The sequence below is a fragment of the Streptomyces sp. NRRL S-1813 genome, assembly GCF_000719605.1.
GTDB lineage: Bacteria > Actinomycetota > Actinomycetes > Streptomycetales > Streptomycetaceae > Streptomyces > Streptomyces decoyicus.
Window position 1 is genome coordinate 157,583 of the sequence record NZ_JOHB01000008.1, and the last position, 19,083, is coordinate 176,665.

The following is a 19,083-nucleotide window of genomic DNA, read 5'->3' on the forward strand; positions in this document are numbered from 1 at the left end:
GCGCCGGCAAGGAATGCCTGCTGCTCGTACACCTCAACTCGGTCACCGGTATCGATCGCCACCCGTCCCCCGGTGACCGCCACGACCGCGCCCGGCGCAGCGCCTTCCCCGATCAGCGTGACGCCGACCGGCGCCTCCCCCCTATTACTCATGACCACGATGGTCGCACCTCCCCCGCGTCGGAGACTTGGTGGGCGTCTGATGGATCACCTGGTCCAGAGGAGGTTTGCAGCGATGTACGGGGCACGGCTTGGTGGATCGGGCGGTCTTGTCGGAGCCCGGTGGTCGTCCGCCGTGGCACCCGCGTTGCCTGGAACATCCCGCGCCGGCCGGTTGTAGCCTCAGCCCTTATGAGTTGGCTGCCTGAGGACTTCGTCCACCCCCTCCACGTGCCCGTGCCCCACACCGCGCTCCACCTGCGGCCGATCCGGGAGGCGGACACCGCGCTCGACTACCCCGCCGTGATGGGCTCCCGAGAACGCTTGTGGGAGATCTTCGGCCCGGCCTGGGCTTGGCCCAAGGAAACGATGACCTACGAAGAGGACCGCATCGACTTGCTGCGGCACGAGAAGGAGATAGCCGCGCACCAGTCGTTCAACTACGCGCTGCTGAACGAGGAGGAGACCGCGATCCTCGGCTGCGTCTATATCGACCCGCCCGAGCGCACCGGCTCCGACGGAGAGGTCTCCTGGTGGGTGGTGGACGACCACGCCGACGGCGAGGTGGAGCGTGCGCTCGACGCGCTGGTCCCGCAGTGGATCGCCGCCGACTGGCCCTTCCAGCAGCCCCGTTATCTGGGCCGCGACATCAGCTGGCAGGACTGGCTCGCACTGCCTCGCGCCTCGTGACGCGTGCGAGGAGTGCCTGCATCGTGTCGTTGACGAGCGTCTGATCGTTGCGTGGATGACGTGCCGTTGACGGATGCCATGCCCAGTGGGCGTGAAGCGAGCCGTTGCTCCCTGACCGGTCGCCGTGGTCGCGGCGGCCGGTGGAGCGAGCGGTCTTCCTCTGGACCGAGTGACCCGACCGACAGGCCCGGGAGGAAGTATCCGACGCATCGTGAAGTCCGGCACCGGCGCTCTTGGAGTGATTGCTGTCGCCGCGTACGGCCTGAAGGGGATACTCCGTGGCCGATCAGGCAGGCGCTTGGCATTCTTTGGGCATGAGCCCCCAATTCGCCCATGATCCGGGCCATTCCTGGCTCGGTGCCCCGATCGACGCCCGCCCCTTGTTCGTTGTCGAGCATGCGGCGCTCAGGGCCGTGCTGCGTGGCCTGGAGCCGGCCGACGGGGGCGAGGAGGCGGTCCCGGGCTGGACCGTGCACGATCTCGCCGCGCACCTCCTCGGTGCCTTCTACGGGCGCCTTGCCCGCGACCGCGACGGCCATCAGGAAGGGCCCCGCTTTGCGCCGGGTGAAACCCTGGAGACGTTCATCCACCGCATCAACCAGGAGTGGGTCGACGCCTTGGCGCGGGTAAGCCCCGCCGCCCTCACGGACACCTTGGAACTGGTCGGCGGGCAGGTCGCCCGCTTCTTCGAAACGGCTGCCCCCGGCGCTCGCTCGCTCGGGGTGTCGTGGGCCGGCATCGACCCGGCGCCGATGTGGCTGGACTGCGCCCGCGACCTGACCGAGTTCTGGACCCACCGTCAGCAGATCCGCCACGCCGTCGGCCAGGAAACCGACCTGGACCCACAGCTCCCACATCGACGGCGACCGGCAACTGGCCGAAGCCGCCTGCCAGATCGTGTCCATCGTCTACTGAGGTCGGCGGCCTGCCCGGCCTCCGCGTCAGTCGGGCGGCGCTCTTACAGCCACAGCCGGATCGCAGCGTCGGCCACCGTGCCGTGATAGTCGTACGCCCTCCCCTGGCTCTCCGGCCCTGGAACGGTGTCCGCCAACGCCCCAGCCGTCCCACCACGTTGCAGGGAAGTGGGATCAATAGTGCTCGCCGCGGGAGGGATGGGGCGGAAGACCCGGACCGGTGAGCCACAGGACGCAGTCGTCGCCGACGCTGGTGTCGTGAGCCCGCAGCTCGTTCGGGCAGGACCGCCATCTTCGAACCCACCGGCGTGGCTACAGCGGCGCCGGGAGTCGCTCTCGGCCAGGTGGCGAGATCCCCTCGCTGCCGCGCCTGTGATCATCTTCACTCGGCAGGGCACTTAAGGGATGTTTTCTTTCAATCCGCAACAAGTGCTCCGTTTGAGGCGCTCACCGTGCCGATTCTCTTGCGGGAGTCACAGAAGGGCGGAAATCATCCTTCCAACCAGGCTCTGGGAGGGGTTTATTGCGCCCGTCTGCCGTGAAACCGCCACATCTGGCCCCCGCGCAGCCCGGATGATGTTCCCCATCCAAGATCCACAAGCGATCGGTTGGCGATACGTTCACACCACCGAGCGTTCAGCTCGTCCGTGGCTACGAGCAGTGCGGCCACTTCTAGCTATTTCTATCTATCCCGTTCGCGGTCTTGCTGGATCCGATTCCGTGTCCAGCCGCCCGTGAACACCCCACGAGTACACGCCTAGCGCATGTACACCGCAGGAGAGGATGAACCATGAACGACGTTGTCACTCCCACTCCCGTGACGCACCTGAACAGTCAGGGATACATCCACGGAAAGCTCAGCACGGTGCTGGGTGCTCAGTTTATCCAGAGCGCCGAATGGAAGCAGTTCACGGACAGTTGGAACAACCTGAGCCAGGACGGCTATATGGCCGATGGCGGCACCTATCGTGAGCGCCGCTACTCGGAGTTTTCGTACGACACCGCCGCCGGCGGCATGACCTTACTCTCTCACGTGCCCTACTCCCAGACGACGGAGGTCAACTATCTGAACGGGGGGATCGAGCGGCACTTCGAGCCCTTCGAACCGCATGTCGCAGACAGTCCCGTCCTGCGGTCGGTCTTCCAATGGTGCGCCGACTCGCTGTCGGAAACCGTGGGAGAAGCCACCTGGAAGATTCAGACTTTCCAGAACCGCATTCTGGCCCGGAGCAATGAAGACGGACAGCCCACGCCCGAAGGGATGCACCGTGACGGCGTCGACTTCGTACTGACGTTGCTGATCGAGCGGAATTCCATCGACGGTGGAGTCAGCGCGGTCTACGAGGCGCAGACTCAAGAGTGCCTCAGGGAAGTTGAGCTGTCCGATCCGGGCGAGTTCCTGTTCGCGGACGACGAGCGGCTCCTGCACAGCGTGACTCCGCTCAGCCCCTCTGCCGCCGACGGCCGAGGCCATCGGGACGTGCTGATCGCCATGTTCACCCGTACCGAGAGCTGACCAGGGAACTACCGTGATACGAGATCAGATCATCCGTTCCTTCCGGCAGCTCACACCCGCGGTCCTGGATCCGGGCCGGCCTGTCGTCACCTTGTTCAGCGGTGGGCTGGACAGCACCTACCTGCTGCTCCGGTTGAAGCAGGCAGGGTTCCGGGACATTCACGCGGTGAGTGTCGACCTCGGCGAAGACGAGAGCAGCGAACACAAGCAGCGCATCGCGGATGAACTCGGCGCCCGCCTGCACATCATTGACGGACGCCAGGCGTTCGTGGACGAGTTCGTCCGGCCTGCGATCGCAGCCCAGGCGGTCTACCTCGACACCCACCCGGTCAGTTCCACACTGAGCCGCCCCCTTATCGCCCGTCTCGCCGTGGGGCTGGCCGAGGAACTCGGGGCCGTAGCCATCTTGCACACCGCGAACCGTTCGCAGAATACGCTGCGGCGGCTCAACGGAGCCCTCGCTCTGCTGGGTTTCTCCGGTCCGTACGGCAGCCCGTACGACCTTGACCCGGTGGACCGTGACCAGAAGATCCAGGAACTCAAGGCTGTGGGCCTGGACCAGATGAGCGAGCGCATCGTCTCCGGTGACTCGAATCTGTGGTGCCGTGAGTTCGAATCCGGCATTCTCGACGACCCCGAAGACCATGCGGTGCCCGAGCACATGTATCAGTGGAGCGCCAGGCAGCCGGAGTTGTCCGGTGAGACCCTCGACGTGCACTTCCGTGCGGGCGTACCGGTGAGTGTCAACGGGGTCGATATGCCCCTGCCCGAACTCATCGCCGAGCTCAATACCCGCGTCGGGGCATACGGGATCGGCCGCTACAGCGGTCTGGAGCATCTCGACAACGGCGAGAAGGTCCTGGAGATCAGGGAGATGCCGGCAGCCTGGCTGCTGCTGCGCACCTACCGGCATCTGGAAACCGCCGTCCTCGAAGCCGAGACGATGCGCGAGAAGATGCATCTGGAACAGCTGTGGGTGCGTGAATCGCTGGAAGGCCGCTGGTTCGGCGAGCTGCACCAGGCGCTTCAGTCCTTTATCGACACCTGCGCGGTGCGGGTGACCGGATACGTGCGTTGGAAGCTGACGCCGGGCGGGGCCGAGACCCGCTCGATCACCGCCGACGAGCCGCGCTATCTCCGCGATCGCGAGGCCTGGGAAAAGTTCTCGATCCATGTCGAGAACGCTCCCTATCAGCTCGTCTGAGAAGCCGGCCCGGTGCGGTCGGGGTCCGGTCGGAAACGGCGACCGGACCCCGACCGCACCTCCGCATCACGCCCAAGCTCCCCGCGGCTAGGCAGTTTGCGTTCTGCTGGTTCGCGGCCCAGGAGCTCCGGCGCCATTCATGAAAGAGCGCAACCATGCTCGCAAACCAAGCACGCGTCCGGCTGGTGGACCTTCTTCTGCTGGCGGTGGCTGCCGTCTGGGGATCCACCTATCTCGCCGCGAAGGAACTCGTCACGCCCAGCACCGTCATGGCCATTCTGGCCCTCCGGTTCGCGGTGACGGCGGTGGCACTTCTGCCTGTCTGTCTCCGCAGACTACGAGCGGCCAAGCGTGATGAAGTGGCCACAGGGATGCTCCTCGGCGCCATCCTGGCGGTGGTCCTCCTCTTCGAGACGTTCGGCATCGCTCACACCAGTGCGACCAATGCTGGGCTCATCATCAGTCTCACCATTGTCATGACCCCCATCCTGGACAGCGCCGTAAGCAGGTCCTGGCTCCCGCCGCAGTTCTTCATCGCCGCTACCGCGGCAGTCGTCGGCGTCGGCCTCCTGGCATCCGGAACCGGGCTGCGCCCCCCGACTGCGGGAGACTGGCTGGTATTGGCTGCGGCGGCGGCACGTGCCGTTCACGTCACGGTGATGCACCGCAGGTCGGCCCAGAAGCAGTACGACTCGCTCAGCCTCACCTACGTGCAGATGACGACAGCAGCAGTGTTGTTCTGCGCAGTCAGTCCGCTGGTAGGGGTACCCGCATGGACTGTGGCCTCCCGGCTCGACCCCGGTCTCTGGATCGTCCTGCTGTACCTGGCGCTGATCGGCACGGTCTTCGCATTCTTCGTCCAGATGTGGGCAGTGCGGAAAACCTCGCCGTCCCGGGTCAGTCTGCTGCTGGGTACCGAGCCCATTTGGGCGCTCCTGGTCGGTGTCGTCCTCGGCGGGGACCGCCTGGGGATCTTTGGCGCGGTGGGTGCCGCCCTGATCCTTGTGGGAGCCGGGTGGGGACAGCGCATCGAAAGGAAGCACCGGGAGGCACAGGAGAGGAACGCATCCGCTGCACTCGCCGCCGAAGAAGTTCCCGAGCCCGCAGAAGCAGGCCGGCCCGTGGCGGGATGATGACTCATGCAGCGGCGCCCCTACTCGACCAGGCCCTGCCTCTCTCATCCTCGTAGAGAGTCATACTGCTCCTGCTCAAACGTGAGATGCGGTAGCCCACGTCAGTGCGCGGCGTGACCGATCGCATCGAGGAGTGCCCAGGCCCTGGGCGGCGGCTCAGGGCCTGGGCGGCGGCAGTTCAGCGCCCGGACTGACGGCTGACACAGTGCCGTGCAAGACCGCCGACGCCTCCGCTCATGATCGCCCGCCGAACTGCCATCTGTGGACCTCGATGTCGGCGTACCGGTCGGAGGTGAGAACGGCGCGTGCCGTGTCCGGGTCCGGCGCCCGTACCAGCGCCGCCGTGCCCAGCCAGGTGGCGCCGTCGTCGGACAGCAGCGGCCCGTACGCGATCAACTCGTCCTGCTCGGGCGGCACATCGAGGTCGGCGGGCCGCCCGGTGCCGAGGCCGAGCACCAGGTACCGGTTGCCACCGGTGTGGCCACCGGGGAATTCCCACATGGTGCGTCCCAGCGTGTTGCGCCACCGGCGCAGCATGACGTCGCGGTACACGCCTGCCTGGTAGCCGGGCTCACCGAAGGCGAACGCGCGGGCGGCGGTGGGATCCGGCAGGTCGACGATGTGGACGCTGCCGGTGGGCGCGTCGCCGTCGCTGGTGAGGGTCGGGCCGCGGGCGATCATCTCCGCTGCGTACCGGTCCATGTAGGACCAGTGTTCTTCCAGCAGCTCATTACGCAGCTCCAGGGAGCCGGGCCGGTCGCGGTGGTAGCAGAAAAACTCCATGCCGACAGTCTTCATCACCGGCACACCGGCACACCTGCACACCCCTCGCTCCAACGGGCCCTACAGGGCAGGGCAGAGCAGTCCGCTCACGGTTCCGCGGATCGGATCGGGCAGCGCGCAACGACATCACCGTGGTTGTCGCATGACCGGTCCCGACATGAGGCCGCATCGAGTTCGGCGAGCGGGGCTTCCCCGCTCCGGCCGTCGGCTGCTCGATACCGGCTGCTCGATCTGCGGCCCACTGCCTTGCACTGCGGAGCGTAACTTCAGGTAAGTGATCAGTTTCACGCAGTGTGGGGCTCCGCTCGCGGTCCATGCAGGCCGCCCGGCTGCGATCATCCCTAGCGACGCGGGACTCAGTTGGTTCCGCAGAGACTCGAGTGTCTTAAATGGCAGCGAAATCAGGGGTGTTGGCGTGAAATTAGCGTGGTCGCGGCGGGTTGCGCCGAGGCGGGCGGGCACCGGCGCGGGTTCCGTTCCGAATGGGCCGGGAGTGGCCCGTCGCTCGTGGGCGGCGAGGCGTGCCGCGGCGGTCGGCGCGGTCGCCGTCCTCCTCGGCCAGCTCCTCGGCGGACACCCCGCCGCGGCACAGGCCGGCGTCTTGCCGGGATCGGCGTTCCCTCTCGTCCTCGACGTGGACCTGACGCCGAATCCGGTGTGCAGCGGAGCCGTGCACGGCCGGGTGCAGGTGTACGACCCCGCCGCGGCGAAGGCCGGAGCCTCGGTGGAGTGGCGCGTACGGGCCGGTGAAGAGCAGCTGGCCGGCGGGCGCCTCGCCATGGCCGCCCATGTCGGCACGGCGGAGTTCAGCATCCCCTTCGACCGGGTGCCCGCAGCCGAGACCGCCCTACAGGTCGACGCCCGCATCGCCGCCTCGTCCGGCCATGGCCCCGGGCGCTACGGAAAGGTCTGGCGGGACACGGTACGCAGGGGGTGCGATCCCGTGCGGGTGGCGTCCGTCGGTGACTCCGTAGTCTGGGGGCAGGGCCTGGACCACGATCAGAAGTTTCCTTATCTGACGGGTCAGTTGCTCGGCCGTGAGACGGGCCGGGGTCATCAGCATATGGACTACTCGATTTCCGGCGCGGTGCTCGACGCGCCCGAGCTGCCCGCGGGCAACGATGACGCGGCCTGTCTGCGCACGACCGAGAAGCAGGACCCGGACGGCGACGGGGAGATGGAGTTCGGCGAGGTCACCCAGCAGATGCCGGACGTCTTCTGCCAACTGGAAAAGGCGGGCGCACAGGCACGGGCGGGCGGCTACGGCCTCGATCTGGTCGTGATCAACGGATGCATCAACGACCTCGATCCCTTCTTCGGCATCGGCGTCGGCATCACCCCCGGCTCGAGAAACCTGCCCGAGGCGGTGAAGCGCGAGTGCTCCGGCATCGGCGCGGCAGCGGAGAACCCGGCCAAGGACGTGCCCTACTTCAGCGGCGCGAAGGTCGGGTACGGCGGACGCGGGATGCAGGCGGCGATCGAGAAGGCCCACTCCCTGCCGGGACGGCCGAAGGTGATCGTGGCCGACTTCTACTACGCGTTGAGCCGCAGCAGTTCTCCGGTCCCCGTGAAGACCTGCTCGACCCCGGGAGTCGCCGGTACACGGCTGACCTCCTGCAAGGGCGCTCTCGGCAGCGTTGCCGCGCGCTATGAGCAGTACACCCAACTGGCCAATGCCGCCTACCATCAGGCGGCGGCCGCCGCCAACGAGTCGTCCAAGGACGGTCCGTATGCGGTTGCGGCCGATGGACTGTTCACCCTGGACAATGCCCTGCTCACCCGGGACTCCAAGGTCTGGGGCACTCCGGTGACCGACCCGGCGTTCCCGCTGCGCACACGGGCCTGCCCCGAGCTCAGCGCGACTCCGGCGCAGTGTCTGAGCGCGGCCGTCGCACATCCCGACATCGAGGGCGCCCGGCAGTACGCCGACGCTTTCCTCCTCAACCCGAGTGTTCGCGAGTGGTTCCACCTCCCCCGGCAGGGACCCCGGGCGCAGCTGAACGTCCCGGAGAGCACGCGCGTCGGCAGTGAGGTGCGCATGTCGGTGACCGTGGACGGAAAGCCACCCGCCCGCGGGTACCGCTACCACTGGTACTTCGGCGACGGTACGCAGCAGGAGACCGGCGAGGCGGATGTCACCCATGCGTACGACCGTAAGGGTCCCTGGCTGGCACGGCTCGTGATGACCGGGCAGGATGGGAGGAAGGTCTTGGTCGAGGCCGCTCGGGCCATCACCACGGACTGAAGGCTCCGGAAATGGGGGGCGGCTCGCAGGCGCGGGCCGCCCCTCGGCATGAGCGCGCCGACACTGATCAACGTCCCATGAACCAATGACCGGTGGCCAGTGGCCATTCGCCACTCCACGGTCTCCACGCGCCGCCGACAAGTGACGTTTGTGTTGTCGGTTTCCTTCCCGGGTTATGGAAATGTCAGCGCTTCCCCACGCCCCCGGCCCTTGCGAGACGTAACCAGCAGCTCGACGATGCCGGTCAGCTCCGCTTCGCCTCCCTCTTCGGCGAGCTCACCACCGCCGAAGGCGACGACGCACCCACGACACACCCGCCGCCGCCTGAGTCCGCGCGTCGGGGCGGAGACCGGCAGGCCCGCTTTCCGCCCCGGCACATGCCCTCCTGCACGCCCCCGAAGGACGTGCCCACCACGCGTCGAGGAACGGGAGTCGCTGGTGAGCGAGCGGCTGGTCCGGTCTTCTCCGTCCGCGCGGGGAGGGGTCAGTGGGCGGTGAGGCCGCCGTCGACCACCAGCTCGGTGCCGGTGACGAACGAGGACTCGTCGCCGGCCAGGAAGAGCATGGCCGAGGCGATCTCATCGGCGCGGCCCGCGCGGCGCATCGGGGTACGCACGATGTCCGGCTGCTGGTCGCCCTGCTCGTCCAGGAGGTCCTGGATCATCGGCGTGGCAATGACACCGGGGTGGAGGGAGTTGACCCGTACTCCCTGACGGGCGTACTCGACAGCCGCGGTTTTGCTGAGCAGGCGCACCGCGCCCTTGGATGCCTGGTAGGCGGCGGCTGCTCCGCTTCCCACGAGGCCCAGGACGGACGAGGTGTTGATCACCGAGGCGTTGCCGCCGGCGCGCAGCAGGGGCATGGCAGCCTTCATCCCGAGCCAGGTGCCTTTCTGGTTCACGTCGATGACGCGGTTCCACGCGTCTTCCTGGGTGTCCTCGATGCCTGGCCAGTCCAGGATGCCCGCGAGATTGACGAGAATGTCCAGAGTGCCGAACCGCTCGCGGACGGTGGTGATCACCCCGTCCCATTGCCGTGCGGAGGAGACATCCAGGCAGGCGGAGACGACGTCCGCCCCGGTTTCCCCGATCTCCTCCGTGAGTGCCGTGAGGCGCTCCTGGTGGACGTCGGTGACGACCAGCCGCGCGCCTTCGCGGGCGAACAGCTTGGCGGTCGCTGCGCCGATTCCTCCCGTCGCACCGGTGATCAGTGCGACCTTGCCATCAAGTCGTTGTCCCGTCATTGCGGCGTCGTCCTCTCTCTCGGTCGGGGTTCGCCGGGGGCACAGTGCCGACCCGGCGCTCGAACGGGGGCGGGCGGTGCCGGGGGCGGCAATGAAGCGTCCGCCCGCGACCACGGCCTGTCGCCCCGCCACCCCAGTAGCCCCTGTCACCACCGAGTCTCAACGCCACACAAGCCGCTGACCAGAGACGTTCGTTGCCTGGGTGCCACACACCCAGGCAACGCACCGATCGCCTGCTTAGCCTGGGGGCATGCCCGACAACGTCCTGGGAGATTTCCTGCGCGCCCGGCGCTCCGGCCTGCGGCCCGAAGACATCGGTATGGCGAGCTACGGCGTGCGGAGAGTCGCCGGGCTACGTCGTGAGGAAGTCGCGGTTCTGGCCGGAGTGAACGTCGACTACTACACCCGCCTCGAACAAGGCCGGGAACGGCATCCCTCGCCCCAGGTCCTCGACGCCCTCAGCCGCGCCCTCCACCTCGACACCGACGCCGGCGCCCACCTCTACCGGCTGGCCGGCACCACACCGATCGACGGCGCTGTGCCGCAGCGGGACGCGGTCAGCCCGGCACTGCGCCAGCTCATGGACGGTTACCCCAACACCCCGGCCTTCGTCCTGAGCCGCACCCTGGACATCCTGGCCACCAACGCCCTGGCCGACGCTTTGTTCGCGCCCTTCGACCCGGCGGACAATCTCGCCCGTATGACCTTCCTCGACCCGGCCGGCCGCGACTTCTACACTCGCTGGGACTGGACCGCACAGGTCACCGTGGCCAACCTTCGTCAGGCGGCCGGGTTTGAGCCCGACAATCCCCGGCTCAACGCGCTCGTCGGCACACTGAGCGAGCAGAGCACCGCGTTCACGGCTCTGTGGCAGGCCCACAGCGTGCGCGGCAAGACCCAGGACGCCAAACAGCTCAACCATCCCGAGGTCGGTCCGCTCACCCTCACCTACCAGGCCTTCGACGTCCGCGACGCACCCGGCCAGCAACTCGTCATCTACCACGCCGAACCCGGCAGCCCCGATGCCGAAGCGCTGTCCCTGCTCGGCGCCATCAACGCCACCCGGCGGCAGACCGTACGAGACCCGCACCCGTAGAACAAGCGGCCTCGCCACGAGTCGCAGTCGTCCCCGCAGGACAGGCGTACCGCTACGAGTGGGACGGGCCGCGCCGCGCTTACTCGTTCTCCGGCTCTGCGAACCCCGCCGTGGTCATCGGCCGGACACCCCCTAGGGTGAGACCTCGGAAAATCTGAGTGAGCTGGATGGGGAGCTTGATGGAGCCGTTGGAAGCTGCGGACCCACGGGCCGCCGGACCGTACCAGCTGATAGGACGTCTGGGCTCGGGCGGGATGGGCCGGGTGTTCGTCGGAGAATCCGTGACGGGGCGGCGGGTTGCCGTGAAGCTCGTACGGGAGGATCTGGCGGCCACGCCCGGCTTCCGCGACAGGTTCCGGCGCGAGGCCAAGCTCGCGATGCGGGCGGGCGGCTTCTGGACCGCGCCGGTCGTCGACGCGGATCCGGACGCCACCATGCCATGGATCGCCAGCCAGTACGTCGACGGCCCCTCGCTCGCCGAACATGTCATCCAGCAGGGCCCGTTGGGCGAGGCCGAGGTACTCAGGCTCGGCACCGGACTGGCCGAGGCAATCGGCTCGTTCCACCGAGGCGGCCTTGTCCACCGCGACCTCAAGCCCTCCAATGTCCTGCTCGTCGACGACGGTCCGAGGGTCATCGACTTCGGCATCTCCAAGGCCCTGGAGACCACCGGCGGTACCGATCTGACCAAGGCCGGGACCGTCCTGGGCACACCTGGCTTCATGTCGCCGGAGCAGGCACTGGGGCAGCCGGTGGGCCCGCCCTCGGATGTCTTCTCGCTCGGCTCCCTGCTCGTCTACGCGGCCACCGGCGCCGGAGCCTTCGGTGACGGGTCCTCCCACGCGCTGCTGTTCCGGGTGGTGTACGAGGCAGCCGATCTCAGCGCGGTGCCGGACGGGCTGCGGGGGCTGGTGCAGGACTGTCTGCACAAGTCTCCGGAGGCCCGGCCCACCGCCGATGCGCTCCTCGCACGCCTCGCGGGAATGCCGCGCGCGACGATCCCCGACCCGCGCATCGCGCCGAGGGCCGTGGCGAAGGCCGTTTCCGAAGCGGATGCCGTGGCGGCCACCGGGCCGCAGAAAGCGAGCTCAACGGCCACGACCGAGCCGCCCAGGCCGGCACCGCGCCGGCACCGGCCGGTTGCTGAACCGCCGGCCGGCCTCCCCACCTTCACCGTGGAGAAATGGGGCCTCGCGGCCTGCTGGCGCCGCATGCGACGGCCGGCCGTGTCGGCGTTCACGGTCGCCGGCTTCCTGCTCTTCATCGGAGTGCTGGCCGAAGGGCCCCCGGCCGCGTTCGCGTTGGTGTTCCTCGCCATGCTGCTGCATCTGCTCTACGGGCTGAAGGTCTCGTTGCCGCTCCTCAGGCCCAGGGCACTGCGGGTCGGAGCGGACGGGCTCTTTGTACGGCACGGCCCGCACACGCTCACGGTGCCCTGGCGGGACATCTCCTCCGTCACGCTCACCGGAAAGCGGAACAGGCACAGCATCGCCGTGACGGCAGCCCTCGAAGAAGGAACGGACACCCGGGTCCCCTCCCCGCTCCACGCCGGGACAGGTGTGCTGAAGTGCACGATCGTCTCCTCCGCGACGAACGAGACGCGCACCCGCCTGGACGGCCTCGATACCGCACTGCGGCACTTCGCGGGCAGCCGCTACCAGTCGCTTCCCACCGCGGGCTAACGACCGCGGCAGGGACTGTTCAGGCCGGCACTCAGCTCCACCGGACGCGGAACTTGGTGGGCAACGACCTCAGGGCGTCCAGCTCAGCCGCCAGCTCGGGGGCGGATACCTCGATCCGCTGCCCCTCCACCAGCGGCGCGGAGCTGTAGATCTTGCGCATGAGAAGTCCCGACCAGAGCTGTCCCCGGGTGCGTGTCCGGCCGTGACCCGCAACCGATGCAGCTCGTAGCGGATCATGGCGCTCTCCGCCCGCGTGGCAGCGCAGGAGTCGAACGCCGACCACAGCTGCGGATCAGTCATCCGGGCGAGCCGCTCCCCGCCGTGCGCGACGAAGTGCAGGCGCCGTAGCGGTGCGGTGCGCAGCAGGTCGACTTCCACGGGGTTCAGGCGGACGGATATCCGCCACAGTGGGTCGGTGAACACCGGGGACAGGCCCATGACGTTGGTCGGTACGGGCCCTGCGGCGGCAGCCACGGAGCCCTGCGGCGAACTCTGATCCGTTTGGTCGTCCACCAGGTCACTCCAGGGTGGACGCCGACTGCGGGTCGCCGATCGATCAAGTCCGACGGTACGAACACGCCGCCGATGAACGCCTTCGCCCACTCGTGAACAGGGCGAACGTCGCCTGCTGCGCCCCTAGGGCCGGTCGTTTGGATCAGGCCCTAGGACGACGGGTCCCTCCGAACCCGCGTCCTCACCCCGGGCGGCAGCAACTGTTCGCGCAGCGCAGTCAGTTGATGTGAGGTCTCCACCGCGCGGGTCTCGTCCAGCGTGGTCAGGGCGAGCAGCAGGGCGTCGGCGATGACCAGGCCGGTCAGTGACTCTGCGGTGATACCGGTGGGGGTGTGCGGCGCGGTCAGTACGGCTTCGACGCGGCCCTCGAAGGCGTGGCCGAGTTCATCGGTGACGAAGACGACCTTGGCGCCGACCGCGCGGGCCCGCTCGACCAGCACGGTGAACTCCGTCAGCGGGCGCCCCGGCTGGAAGACCACCACCGCGTCGCCGCGTCCCAGCGGCAGCAGCGCATCGGCGAACGCGAAGCCCGTCGCGCCCAGGAAGCGGGCCCGGCGGCCGGTTCGGGCGAGCATCAGGGCGAGGTGCCGGGCGGCGATTTCGGAGGCTGCAACGCCGTAGCAGAACACCTCCCCGGCCGGGGCGAGCGCGGCGACCGCGCGCTGGAAGGACTCGGCGTCGGTCAGCCGCCGGGCGTGCCCGATCCGTTCCGCCGCCTCGTCGAAGACGTCGTCCCAGATGCCCGCGAGGTCCTTGCCGACATGGGCGATGCGCTGCCGCAGCCGGACCTCGGGGGCGACGGCGGTGGTGAAGTCGGTGGTCAGATCGCGCTTGAGGGCGGGCAGGCCCGCGTAGCCGATGCGCTGGAGGGCGCGTACGACGGTGGCGTTGCTGGTGCCGCTGGCGGTCCCCAGTTCCTGCGCGCTGGCGAAGAGCAGCTGCTCGGGCTCGGCCCCCACGAGGTACTGGGCCACTGCGCGCTCGGAGGTGGAGAGCTCGTCCCAGGCGTCGCGGACGGCGGCTCGCAGCCGCGTCAGGCCGGTGCCCTCACCCACGGACTCTTCTGGAATCCCCATTACAACCCTTGACTTTCATGAGACCGGCATTACTCTCCTGGACAACACGTTCCAAGAGACCCACTTGCTGAAATCGACGTTACAGCACGACGTGTCCCGGCACCGGGTCCTGCACAGGGAGAGACATGGCACAGCGCGCCCTTCCGGTCATCGAGATCGCCGGTTCGCCGGCCGAGCGAGGCCGCCAGTACGGCGAGGCGGTGCGCGACCGCATCCACGCCGCGACCGCGTACTACGAAGCCGCCTTCGGCGCCTCCAGCGGGCTGACGTGGCAGCAGGTCACCGCCCGTGCCGCCCGCTGGCTGGCGCCGGTCCGCGATTACGCACCCCACCTGGTCGAGGAGATGCAGGGCATCGCCGACGGCGCGGCCGTCGACCTGCTCGACATCCTCGCCCTCAACGCCCGCGGCGAGGTCATGTACGACAAGTCCTTCGCCAAGATCAGCGAGGCGGCCCTGTCGGACGACGAGGAACCCGCCGAAGGCTGCACCTCCTACGCCGCCTACGGGGAGGCCAGCGGCGACGGCCATGTCTACGCCGGGCAGAACTGGGACTGGCGGGCCGGCGTCGCCGACACCGTCGTGCTGATACGGATCGTCCAGCCGCCCAAACCGACCCTGATCATGCAGGTCGAAGCCGGACAGATCGGCCGCCAGGGCGCCAGCTCGGCCGGTATCGCGCTCAACGCCAACGGGCTCGGCGGGCGGTTCGACGACGCGATCGGACTGCCGCAGACCGTCGTACGGCGCAGCGTCCTGGACCAGGCCAGCATCACCGACGCCCTCGAAGTGCTGTGCCGCACCCGCGCGCACATCGCCAGCAACGCGCTGCTGACCTGTCGCGAGGGGTTCGCCGTCGACCTGGAGACCACCCCGGCCGGACACGGCTGGATGTATCCCACCGACGGGCTCCTGGTGCACGGCAACCACTACCAGGCCGGCGTGCCGGCCGCACTCGCCGCCGGGTACCGCCCGATGTCGTCCGACTCCCTCCTGCGGGTCCCGCGCGCCGAGGCCGGGCTGCGGGCACTGCGTGCGTCCACCGGACCCGACGAGTCACGCAAGATCATCCGGCAGGCGATGTCGGACCACCTCGGCCACCCCGAGTCGCTGTGCACCCACCCCGATTCCCGGAAGCAGGCACTCCGGCACTGGACGACGCTGGTCTCCTCGTGCGTGGATCTGACCAGCGGCGAATACCACGCCACCGCCGGCACCCCCTGCGAGCACGCATACCAGCGGGCGCCGTGGAACCTCTACGACGGACCGGGGGCCCACCGATGAAGCGCATACTCCGGCGGCCGGCCACTCCCCTGCTGGCCGCGGCCGTCGCCGCCCTCGCCCTGGGCGCGGCGGGGTGCAGCGGCGCCACCAACGCCCTCGGCGGCGGCAAGCCACTGAACGCCGCCGACCTCAAGCTCACCCCCACGACCGCCCAGGCCACCGGCCGGCTCGGCAGCGTCAACTGGCTGCTGGAGGACGAACCGGACTCCCTCGACCTGGACACCCAGGGCACCAGCGCCGGCCGGACGGTCCTCACCAACGTCTGCGAGCGGCTCTACCAGCTTCAGCCCGATATGTCCGTCCGCCCCTTCCTCGCCCGCAAGGTCACCCGCCCCGATTCCACCACCCTGGTGCTGAGCCTGCGTGACGACGTCACCTTCCACGACGGCGCGAAGATGACCGCCGACGACGTGCTGTGGAGCCTGAAACGGCACGCCGACCCGGACATGGAGCAGGCCGACGAGTTCGGCAACGTCAAGAAGATGACCAAGACGGGTCCGCACGAGATCACCGTGACGTTCAAGCAGCCCGACGCCCTCTTCACCAAGGCGCTCGCGGGCGATGCGGGGCTGGTCTACCACCGCAGCCAGGTGCAGGCGGCCGGCAAGGAGTTCGGTACCCCGGGGCGCGGCGACGCCTGCTCGGGCCCGTATGAGCTCAAGAGCTGGAAGTCGGGTGACTCGCTCACCATCCGCCGCTACGACGGCTACTGGGGCAGCAAGCCTCTGACCCGGCAGGTCGTCTTCCGCTGGGCCTCCGACAGCGCCTTCGTCAACGCCCTGACCACCGGCGCCGCCGACGGCGGCTACGCCGAATCCCCCAACACCGCCGCCGCGCTGGCCGGCCGCAAGGGGCTCAGCGAGCACTACGGCCCCAGCACCGCCTCCCTCGCCCTCATCCCCACCGAGCGCGGCGGCCTCAAGGACCCAGCGATCCGCCGCGCGCTGTCCCTCGCTCTGGACCGCGCCGGCATCGCCGCCTCCGGCTACGGTGGCCTCGTCCAGCCCTGGGCCACCCCCGTCGGCTCCGGTGCCTGGGGCTATGCGAAACCCGCATTCGCCGCGGCACAGCGGAAGCTGAACGCCACCGCCCCCGAGCGGCCGGACGCCGCCGGCCTCGCGCGGGCCAGGAAGCTGGTGAAGGAGGCCGGGGCGCCCGCCGAACCGATCGTCATCGGCGCGGACGCCAGCCAGGGGCGCACCGTCATCGCCAACGCGGTGCGCGCCGCGCTCCAGCGCATCGGGCTCGCCGGAGTGATCAAGACCGTGCCGACCGCCCAGTTCGAGGAGTTCTACAGCTCCCCACAGGCCCGCTCGGAGATCGATGTGCTGGTCGGCGACTGGTACATCTCCAAGAGCGACCCGATGGGCTTCTACGACAACGCCCTGTCGGACAGCCCCAACAACTGGGTCGGCTTCAAGAGCCGTTCGTACGACAGCACGGTGCACCAGGCGATGCGCACCCTGGACGACGGAGCGCGCGCCCGGCTCGCCGTACAGGTGCAGAAGGAGTTCGCCGACGCGGCGGTGTGGATCCCCGTCGCTCAGGTGCCCGCCGTGCTCGTCCTCAAGGACGGGCTGACCGGGCCGCCCGCTTCACAGGCCCACCTCTACTACCCATGGGCCGCCGAGCTGGGTACCGAGCCCGGGTCCGCCCCCTCCCACCAGCCCCCAGGGAAGGACTGAACCGCCGTGGTCCGCAGACTCGTACGGCGCATCGCCGGCCTGATCGCGACGCTGTTCGCCGCCTCCTTCGTCATCTTCGCGTCCGTCTACGCCGCCCCCGGGGATCCGGCGGTCTTCCTCGCCGGCGGCCGCGACAAGCTCACCCCCGAGAAACTCGCCAGCGTCCGCGCGCAATATCACCTCGACGAGCCACTGGTCGTCCAGTACGGCCGGTGGCTGTGGGACTGCGTGCACACCGACCTGGGGCGGTCCTTCCGATACGGCGACCAGGTGGCCGATCTGCTGGCCGCCCGGCTGCCCACCACCCTCGAACTCGTTGCTTACGCGACGGTGCTGTTCGTCCTGCTGGGTGTCGGCGCCGGGGTGCTGGCGGCGGTGCGCCGCGGCTGGGTGGACTCCGCCGTCGTCGGCGCCACCACCCTCGCCGGCTCCGTCCCCTCCTTCGTCGCCGCCATCGCGCTGATCTCGCTCTTCGGGGTGCAGCTCGGCTGGTTCCCGGTGACCGGTGGCGGAACAGGCTTCGCGGGAACGGTCCACCACCTCACCCTGCCCGCGCTGTCGATGGCACTGGGCGCGCTGGCGATCATCAGCCGGGTCACCCGGCAGGCCATGCTGGACGCCGCGGCCGCCGACCATGTGGAGGTCGCCCGTGCCTGTGGCGTCCCCGAGCGCGAGATCGTGCTGCGGCATGTGCTGCGCAACGCCCTCGGGCCGATCGTCACGATGTGCGGTCTGGTCACCGCCGGAATGCTGGCCGGCACCGTCGTCATCGAGACCGCCTTCGGGATCAGCGGCATCGGCTCGCTGCTCGTCGGGGCCATCAACACCCATGACTTCCCGGTCGCCCAGGCCGTCCTGCTGCTGATGGTCACCGGCTACATCCTCGCCACCACCGTCGTCGACCTCGTGCACCCGCTGCTCGACCCGCGGATCAAGGCCGCAAGGAGCACCGTATGACCTCCCTCAGCCCGGCGGCGGGGCCCGGCCCCGCAGTTGCCGCCGCCCCCCGCCCACGGACCAAGCGTCCGGTCGGTCCGACGGCCGCCGCCGGTTTCCTCGCGCTGGTGGTGCTCGCCGCGCTCGGTGCGCCGCTGCTCGCCCCGTACGCGCCGGACGCCATCGACCTGTCGTCCTCGCTCACCGGCACCGGCCGGGAGCATCTGCTGGGCACCGACGCCTCCGGCCAGGACCTGCTCAGCCGGGTCCTGTACGGGGCCAGGACCAGCCTGATCGCACCGCTGCTGCTGCTCGCGCTGGCCGCCGTGCTGGGCGTCACCCTGGGCACCGTCGCCGCCTGGCGCGGCGGCTGGGTCGACACCCTGCTCAGCCGGGTCACCGACGTCATGTACGCCTTCCCCGGGCTGCTGTTCGTCGTGCTGATCATCGCGGTCTTCGGCTCCGGCATCACCACCTCGGTGATCGCCCTGGGGCTGGCCTTCGCCCCCACCATCGCCAAATACACCCGCAGCATCGCCCTCGCCGAACGCGCCAAGCCCTATATCGACGCCTACCGCGTCCAGGGCATGGGCGGTGCCCGGATCTGTGTCCGCCACCTCGTCCCCAACCTCGGCCGGTCCCTCGTCGGCTATCTCGTCGTCCTCTTCGGGGAGGCCCTGATGAGCCTGGCCACCCTCAGCTATCTGGGCTTCGGAACCCAGCCGCCCAGCTCCGACTGGGGGCTGATGGTGCAGGAGGGCCAGGCCGCGATCGTCCAGGGGGCGCTGCTGCCGGCCATGGTGCCGGGCTGTGCCGTGGCCGCCGTCGTGGTGGCCTTCAATGTCGCCGGTGTCCGGGCCGCCGACCGTCTCGCCGCCAAGGGGTAGCCACCATGCCGAATCCGACCACGCACCCCGCCGCCGCCC

Annotated in this window: 16 protein-coding genes; 12 read left to right on the forward strand and 4 right to left on the reverse strand. The window is 69.1% G+C overall.

Annotated features, from left to right (window positions below; translation table 11 throughout):
- Window positions 1–350 precede the first annotated feature (350 nt).
- The 5 genes from IF67_RS0114810 to IF67_RS0114830 all read left to right on the forward strand — a co-directional run bounded on the left by IF67_RS0114810 (window position 351) and on the right by IF67_RS0114830 (window position 5,615).
- Window positions 351–848, forward strand: coding sequence for a GNAT family N-acetyltransferase (locus tag IF67_RS0114810; RefSeq protein ID WP_030985807.1), 498 nt, complete (start codon window positions 351–353; stop codon window positions 846–848).
- 314 nt (window positions 849–1,162) lie between these two features.
- Window positions 1,163–1,849: a maleylpyruvate isomerase family mycothiol-dependent enzyme gene (locus IF67_RS0114815; RefSeq protein WP_078889441.1), complete on the forward strand. Its 687-nt coding sequence runs from the start codon at window positions 1,163–1,165 to the stop codon at window positions 1,847–1,849.
- Window positions 1,850–2,552: 703 nt separating this feature from the next.
- On the forward strand, window positions 2,553–3,278 hold the full coding sequence (locus IF67_RS0114820) for a 2OG-Fe dioxygenase family protein (protein WP_078889442.1): 726 nt from the start codon (window positions 2,553–2,555) through the stop codon (window positions 3,276–3,278).
- Window positions 3,279–3,291: 13 nt separating this feature from the next.
- A complete protein-coding gene (locus IF67_RS0114825) occupies window positions 3,292–4,482 on the forward strand; it encodes an argininosuccinate synthase-related protein (protein ID WP_234341102.1) in 1,191 nt (396 codons plus the stop codon).
- A gap of 155 nt (window positions 4,483–4,637) precedes the next feature.
- Window positions 4,638–5,615 (forward strand): DMT family transporter, encoded by a 978-nt coding sequence (locus tag IF67_RS0114830; protein ID WP_051818061.1) that lies wholly within the window; start codon window positions 4,638–4,640, stop codon window positions 5,613–5,615.
- Between the two features lie 234 nt (window positions 5,616–5,849).
- On the opposite strand, the gene IF67_RS0114835 is transcribed toward IF67_RS0114830, so the two are convergent.
- A complete protein-coding gene (locus IF67_RS0114835; RefSeq protein ID WP_030985815.1) occupies window positions 5,850–6,398 on the reverse strand; it encodes a YciI family protein in 549 nt (182 codons plus the stop codon).
- 493 nt (window positions 6,399–6,891) lie between these two features.
- Between IF67_RS0114835 and IF67_RS0114840 the strand changes: the two genes are divergently transcribed.
- On the forward strand, window positions 6,892–8,643 hold the full coding sequence (locus IF67_RS0114840) for a PKD domain-containing protein (protein WP_030985816.1): 1,752 nt from the start codon (window positions 6,892–6,894) through the stop codon (window positions 8,641–8,643).
- A 484-nt stretch (window positions 8,644–9,127) separates the two neighbouring features.
- Here the strand turns inward: IF67_RS0114840 and IF67_RS0114845 are convergent, their stop codons facing one another.
- The gene (locus tag IF67_RS0114845; protein WP_030985817.1) at window positions 9,128–9,886 is read right to left on the reverse strand and encodes an SDR family NAD(P)-dependent oxidoreductase; all 759 of its coding nucleotides are present in this window, start codon (window positions 9,884–9,886) and stop codon (window positions 9,128–9,130) included.
- Window positions 9,887–10,136: 250 nt separating this feature from the next.
- On the opposite strand from IF67_RS0114845, the gene IF67_RS0114850 reads away from it, so the two are divergent.
- Both IF67_RS0114850 and IF67_RS39170 read left to right on the forward strand, forming a co-directional pair.
- A complete protein-coding gene (locus IF67_RS0114850) occupies window positions 10,137–10,982 on the forward strand; it encodes a helix-turn-helix domain-containing protein (protein WP_030985818.1) in 846 nt (281 codons plus the stop codon).
- Window positions 10,983–11,161: 179 nt separating this feature from the next.
- Window positions 11,162–12,664 (forward strand): serine/threonine-protein kinase, encoded by a 1,503-nt coding sequence (locus tag IF67_RS39170; protein WP_107050232.1) that lies wholly within the window; start codon window positions 11,162–11,164, stop codon window positions 12,662–12,664.
- A gap of 31 nt (window positions 12,665–12,695) precedes the next feature.
- On the opposite strand, the gene IF67_RS45735 is transcribed toward IF67_RS39170, so the two are convergent.
- Window positions 12,696–12,824, reverse strand: a complete 129-nt coding sequence (locus IF67_RS45735; RefSeq protein ID WP_267959196.1) for a hypothetical protein — start codon at window positions 12,822–12,824, stop codon at window positions 12,696–12,698.
- Window positions 12,825–13,326: 502 nt separating this feature from the next.
- Window positions 13,327–14,253 (reverse strand): MurR/RpiR family transcriptional regulator, encoded by a 927-nt coding sequence (locus IF67_RS0114865; protein ID WP_051818064.1) that lies wholly within the window; start codon window positions 14,251–14,253, stop codon window positions 13,327–13,329.
- Window positions 14,254–14,378: 125 nt separating this feature from the next.
- Between IF67_RS0114865 and IF67_RS0114870 the strand changes: the two genes are divergently transcribed.
- The 4 genes from IF67_RS0114870 to IF67_RS0114885 are packed head-to-tail and all read left to right on the forward strand — an operon-like array spanning window position 14,379 to window position 19,044.
- Entirely contained in the window at window positions 14,379–15,536 is a 1,158-nt protein-coding gene (locus IF67_RS0114870) for a C45 family autoproteolytic acyltransferase/hydolase (protein ID WP_030985821.1), read from the forward strand.
- Window positions 15,533–17,221 carry an ABC transporter substrate-binding protein gene (locus IF67_RS0114875; protein WP_051818065.1) on the forward strand — a complete coding sequence of 563 codons (1,689 nt, stop codon included), beginning with the start codon at window positions 15,533–15,535 and terminating at the stop codon, window positions 17,219–17,221. The genes IF67_RS0114870 and IF67_RS0114875 overlap by 4 nt, the downstream gene beginning before the upstream one ends.
- A gap of 6 nt (window positions 17,222–17,227) precedes the next feature.
- Window positions 17,228–18,178, forward strand: coding sequence for an ABC transporter permease (locus IF67_RS0114880; protein WP_030985823.1), 951 nt, complete (start codon window positions 17,228–17,230; stop codon window positions 18,176–18,178).
- Window positions 18,175–19,044 (forward strand): ABC transporter permease, encoded by an 870-nt coding sequence (locus IF67_RS0114885; protein WP_030985824.1) that lies wholly within the window; start codon window positions 18,175–18,177, stop codon window positions 19,042–19,044. Before IF67_RS0114880 ends, IF67_RS0114885 begins: the two co-directional genes overlap by 4 nt.
- Window positions 19,045–19,083: the final 39 nt, after the last annotated feature.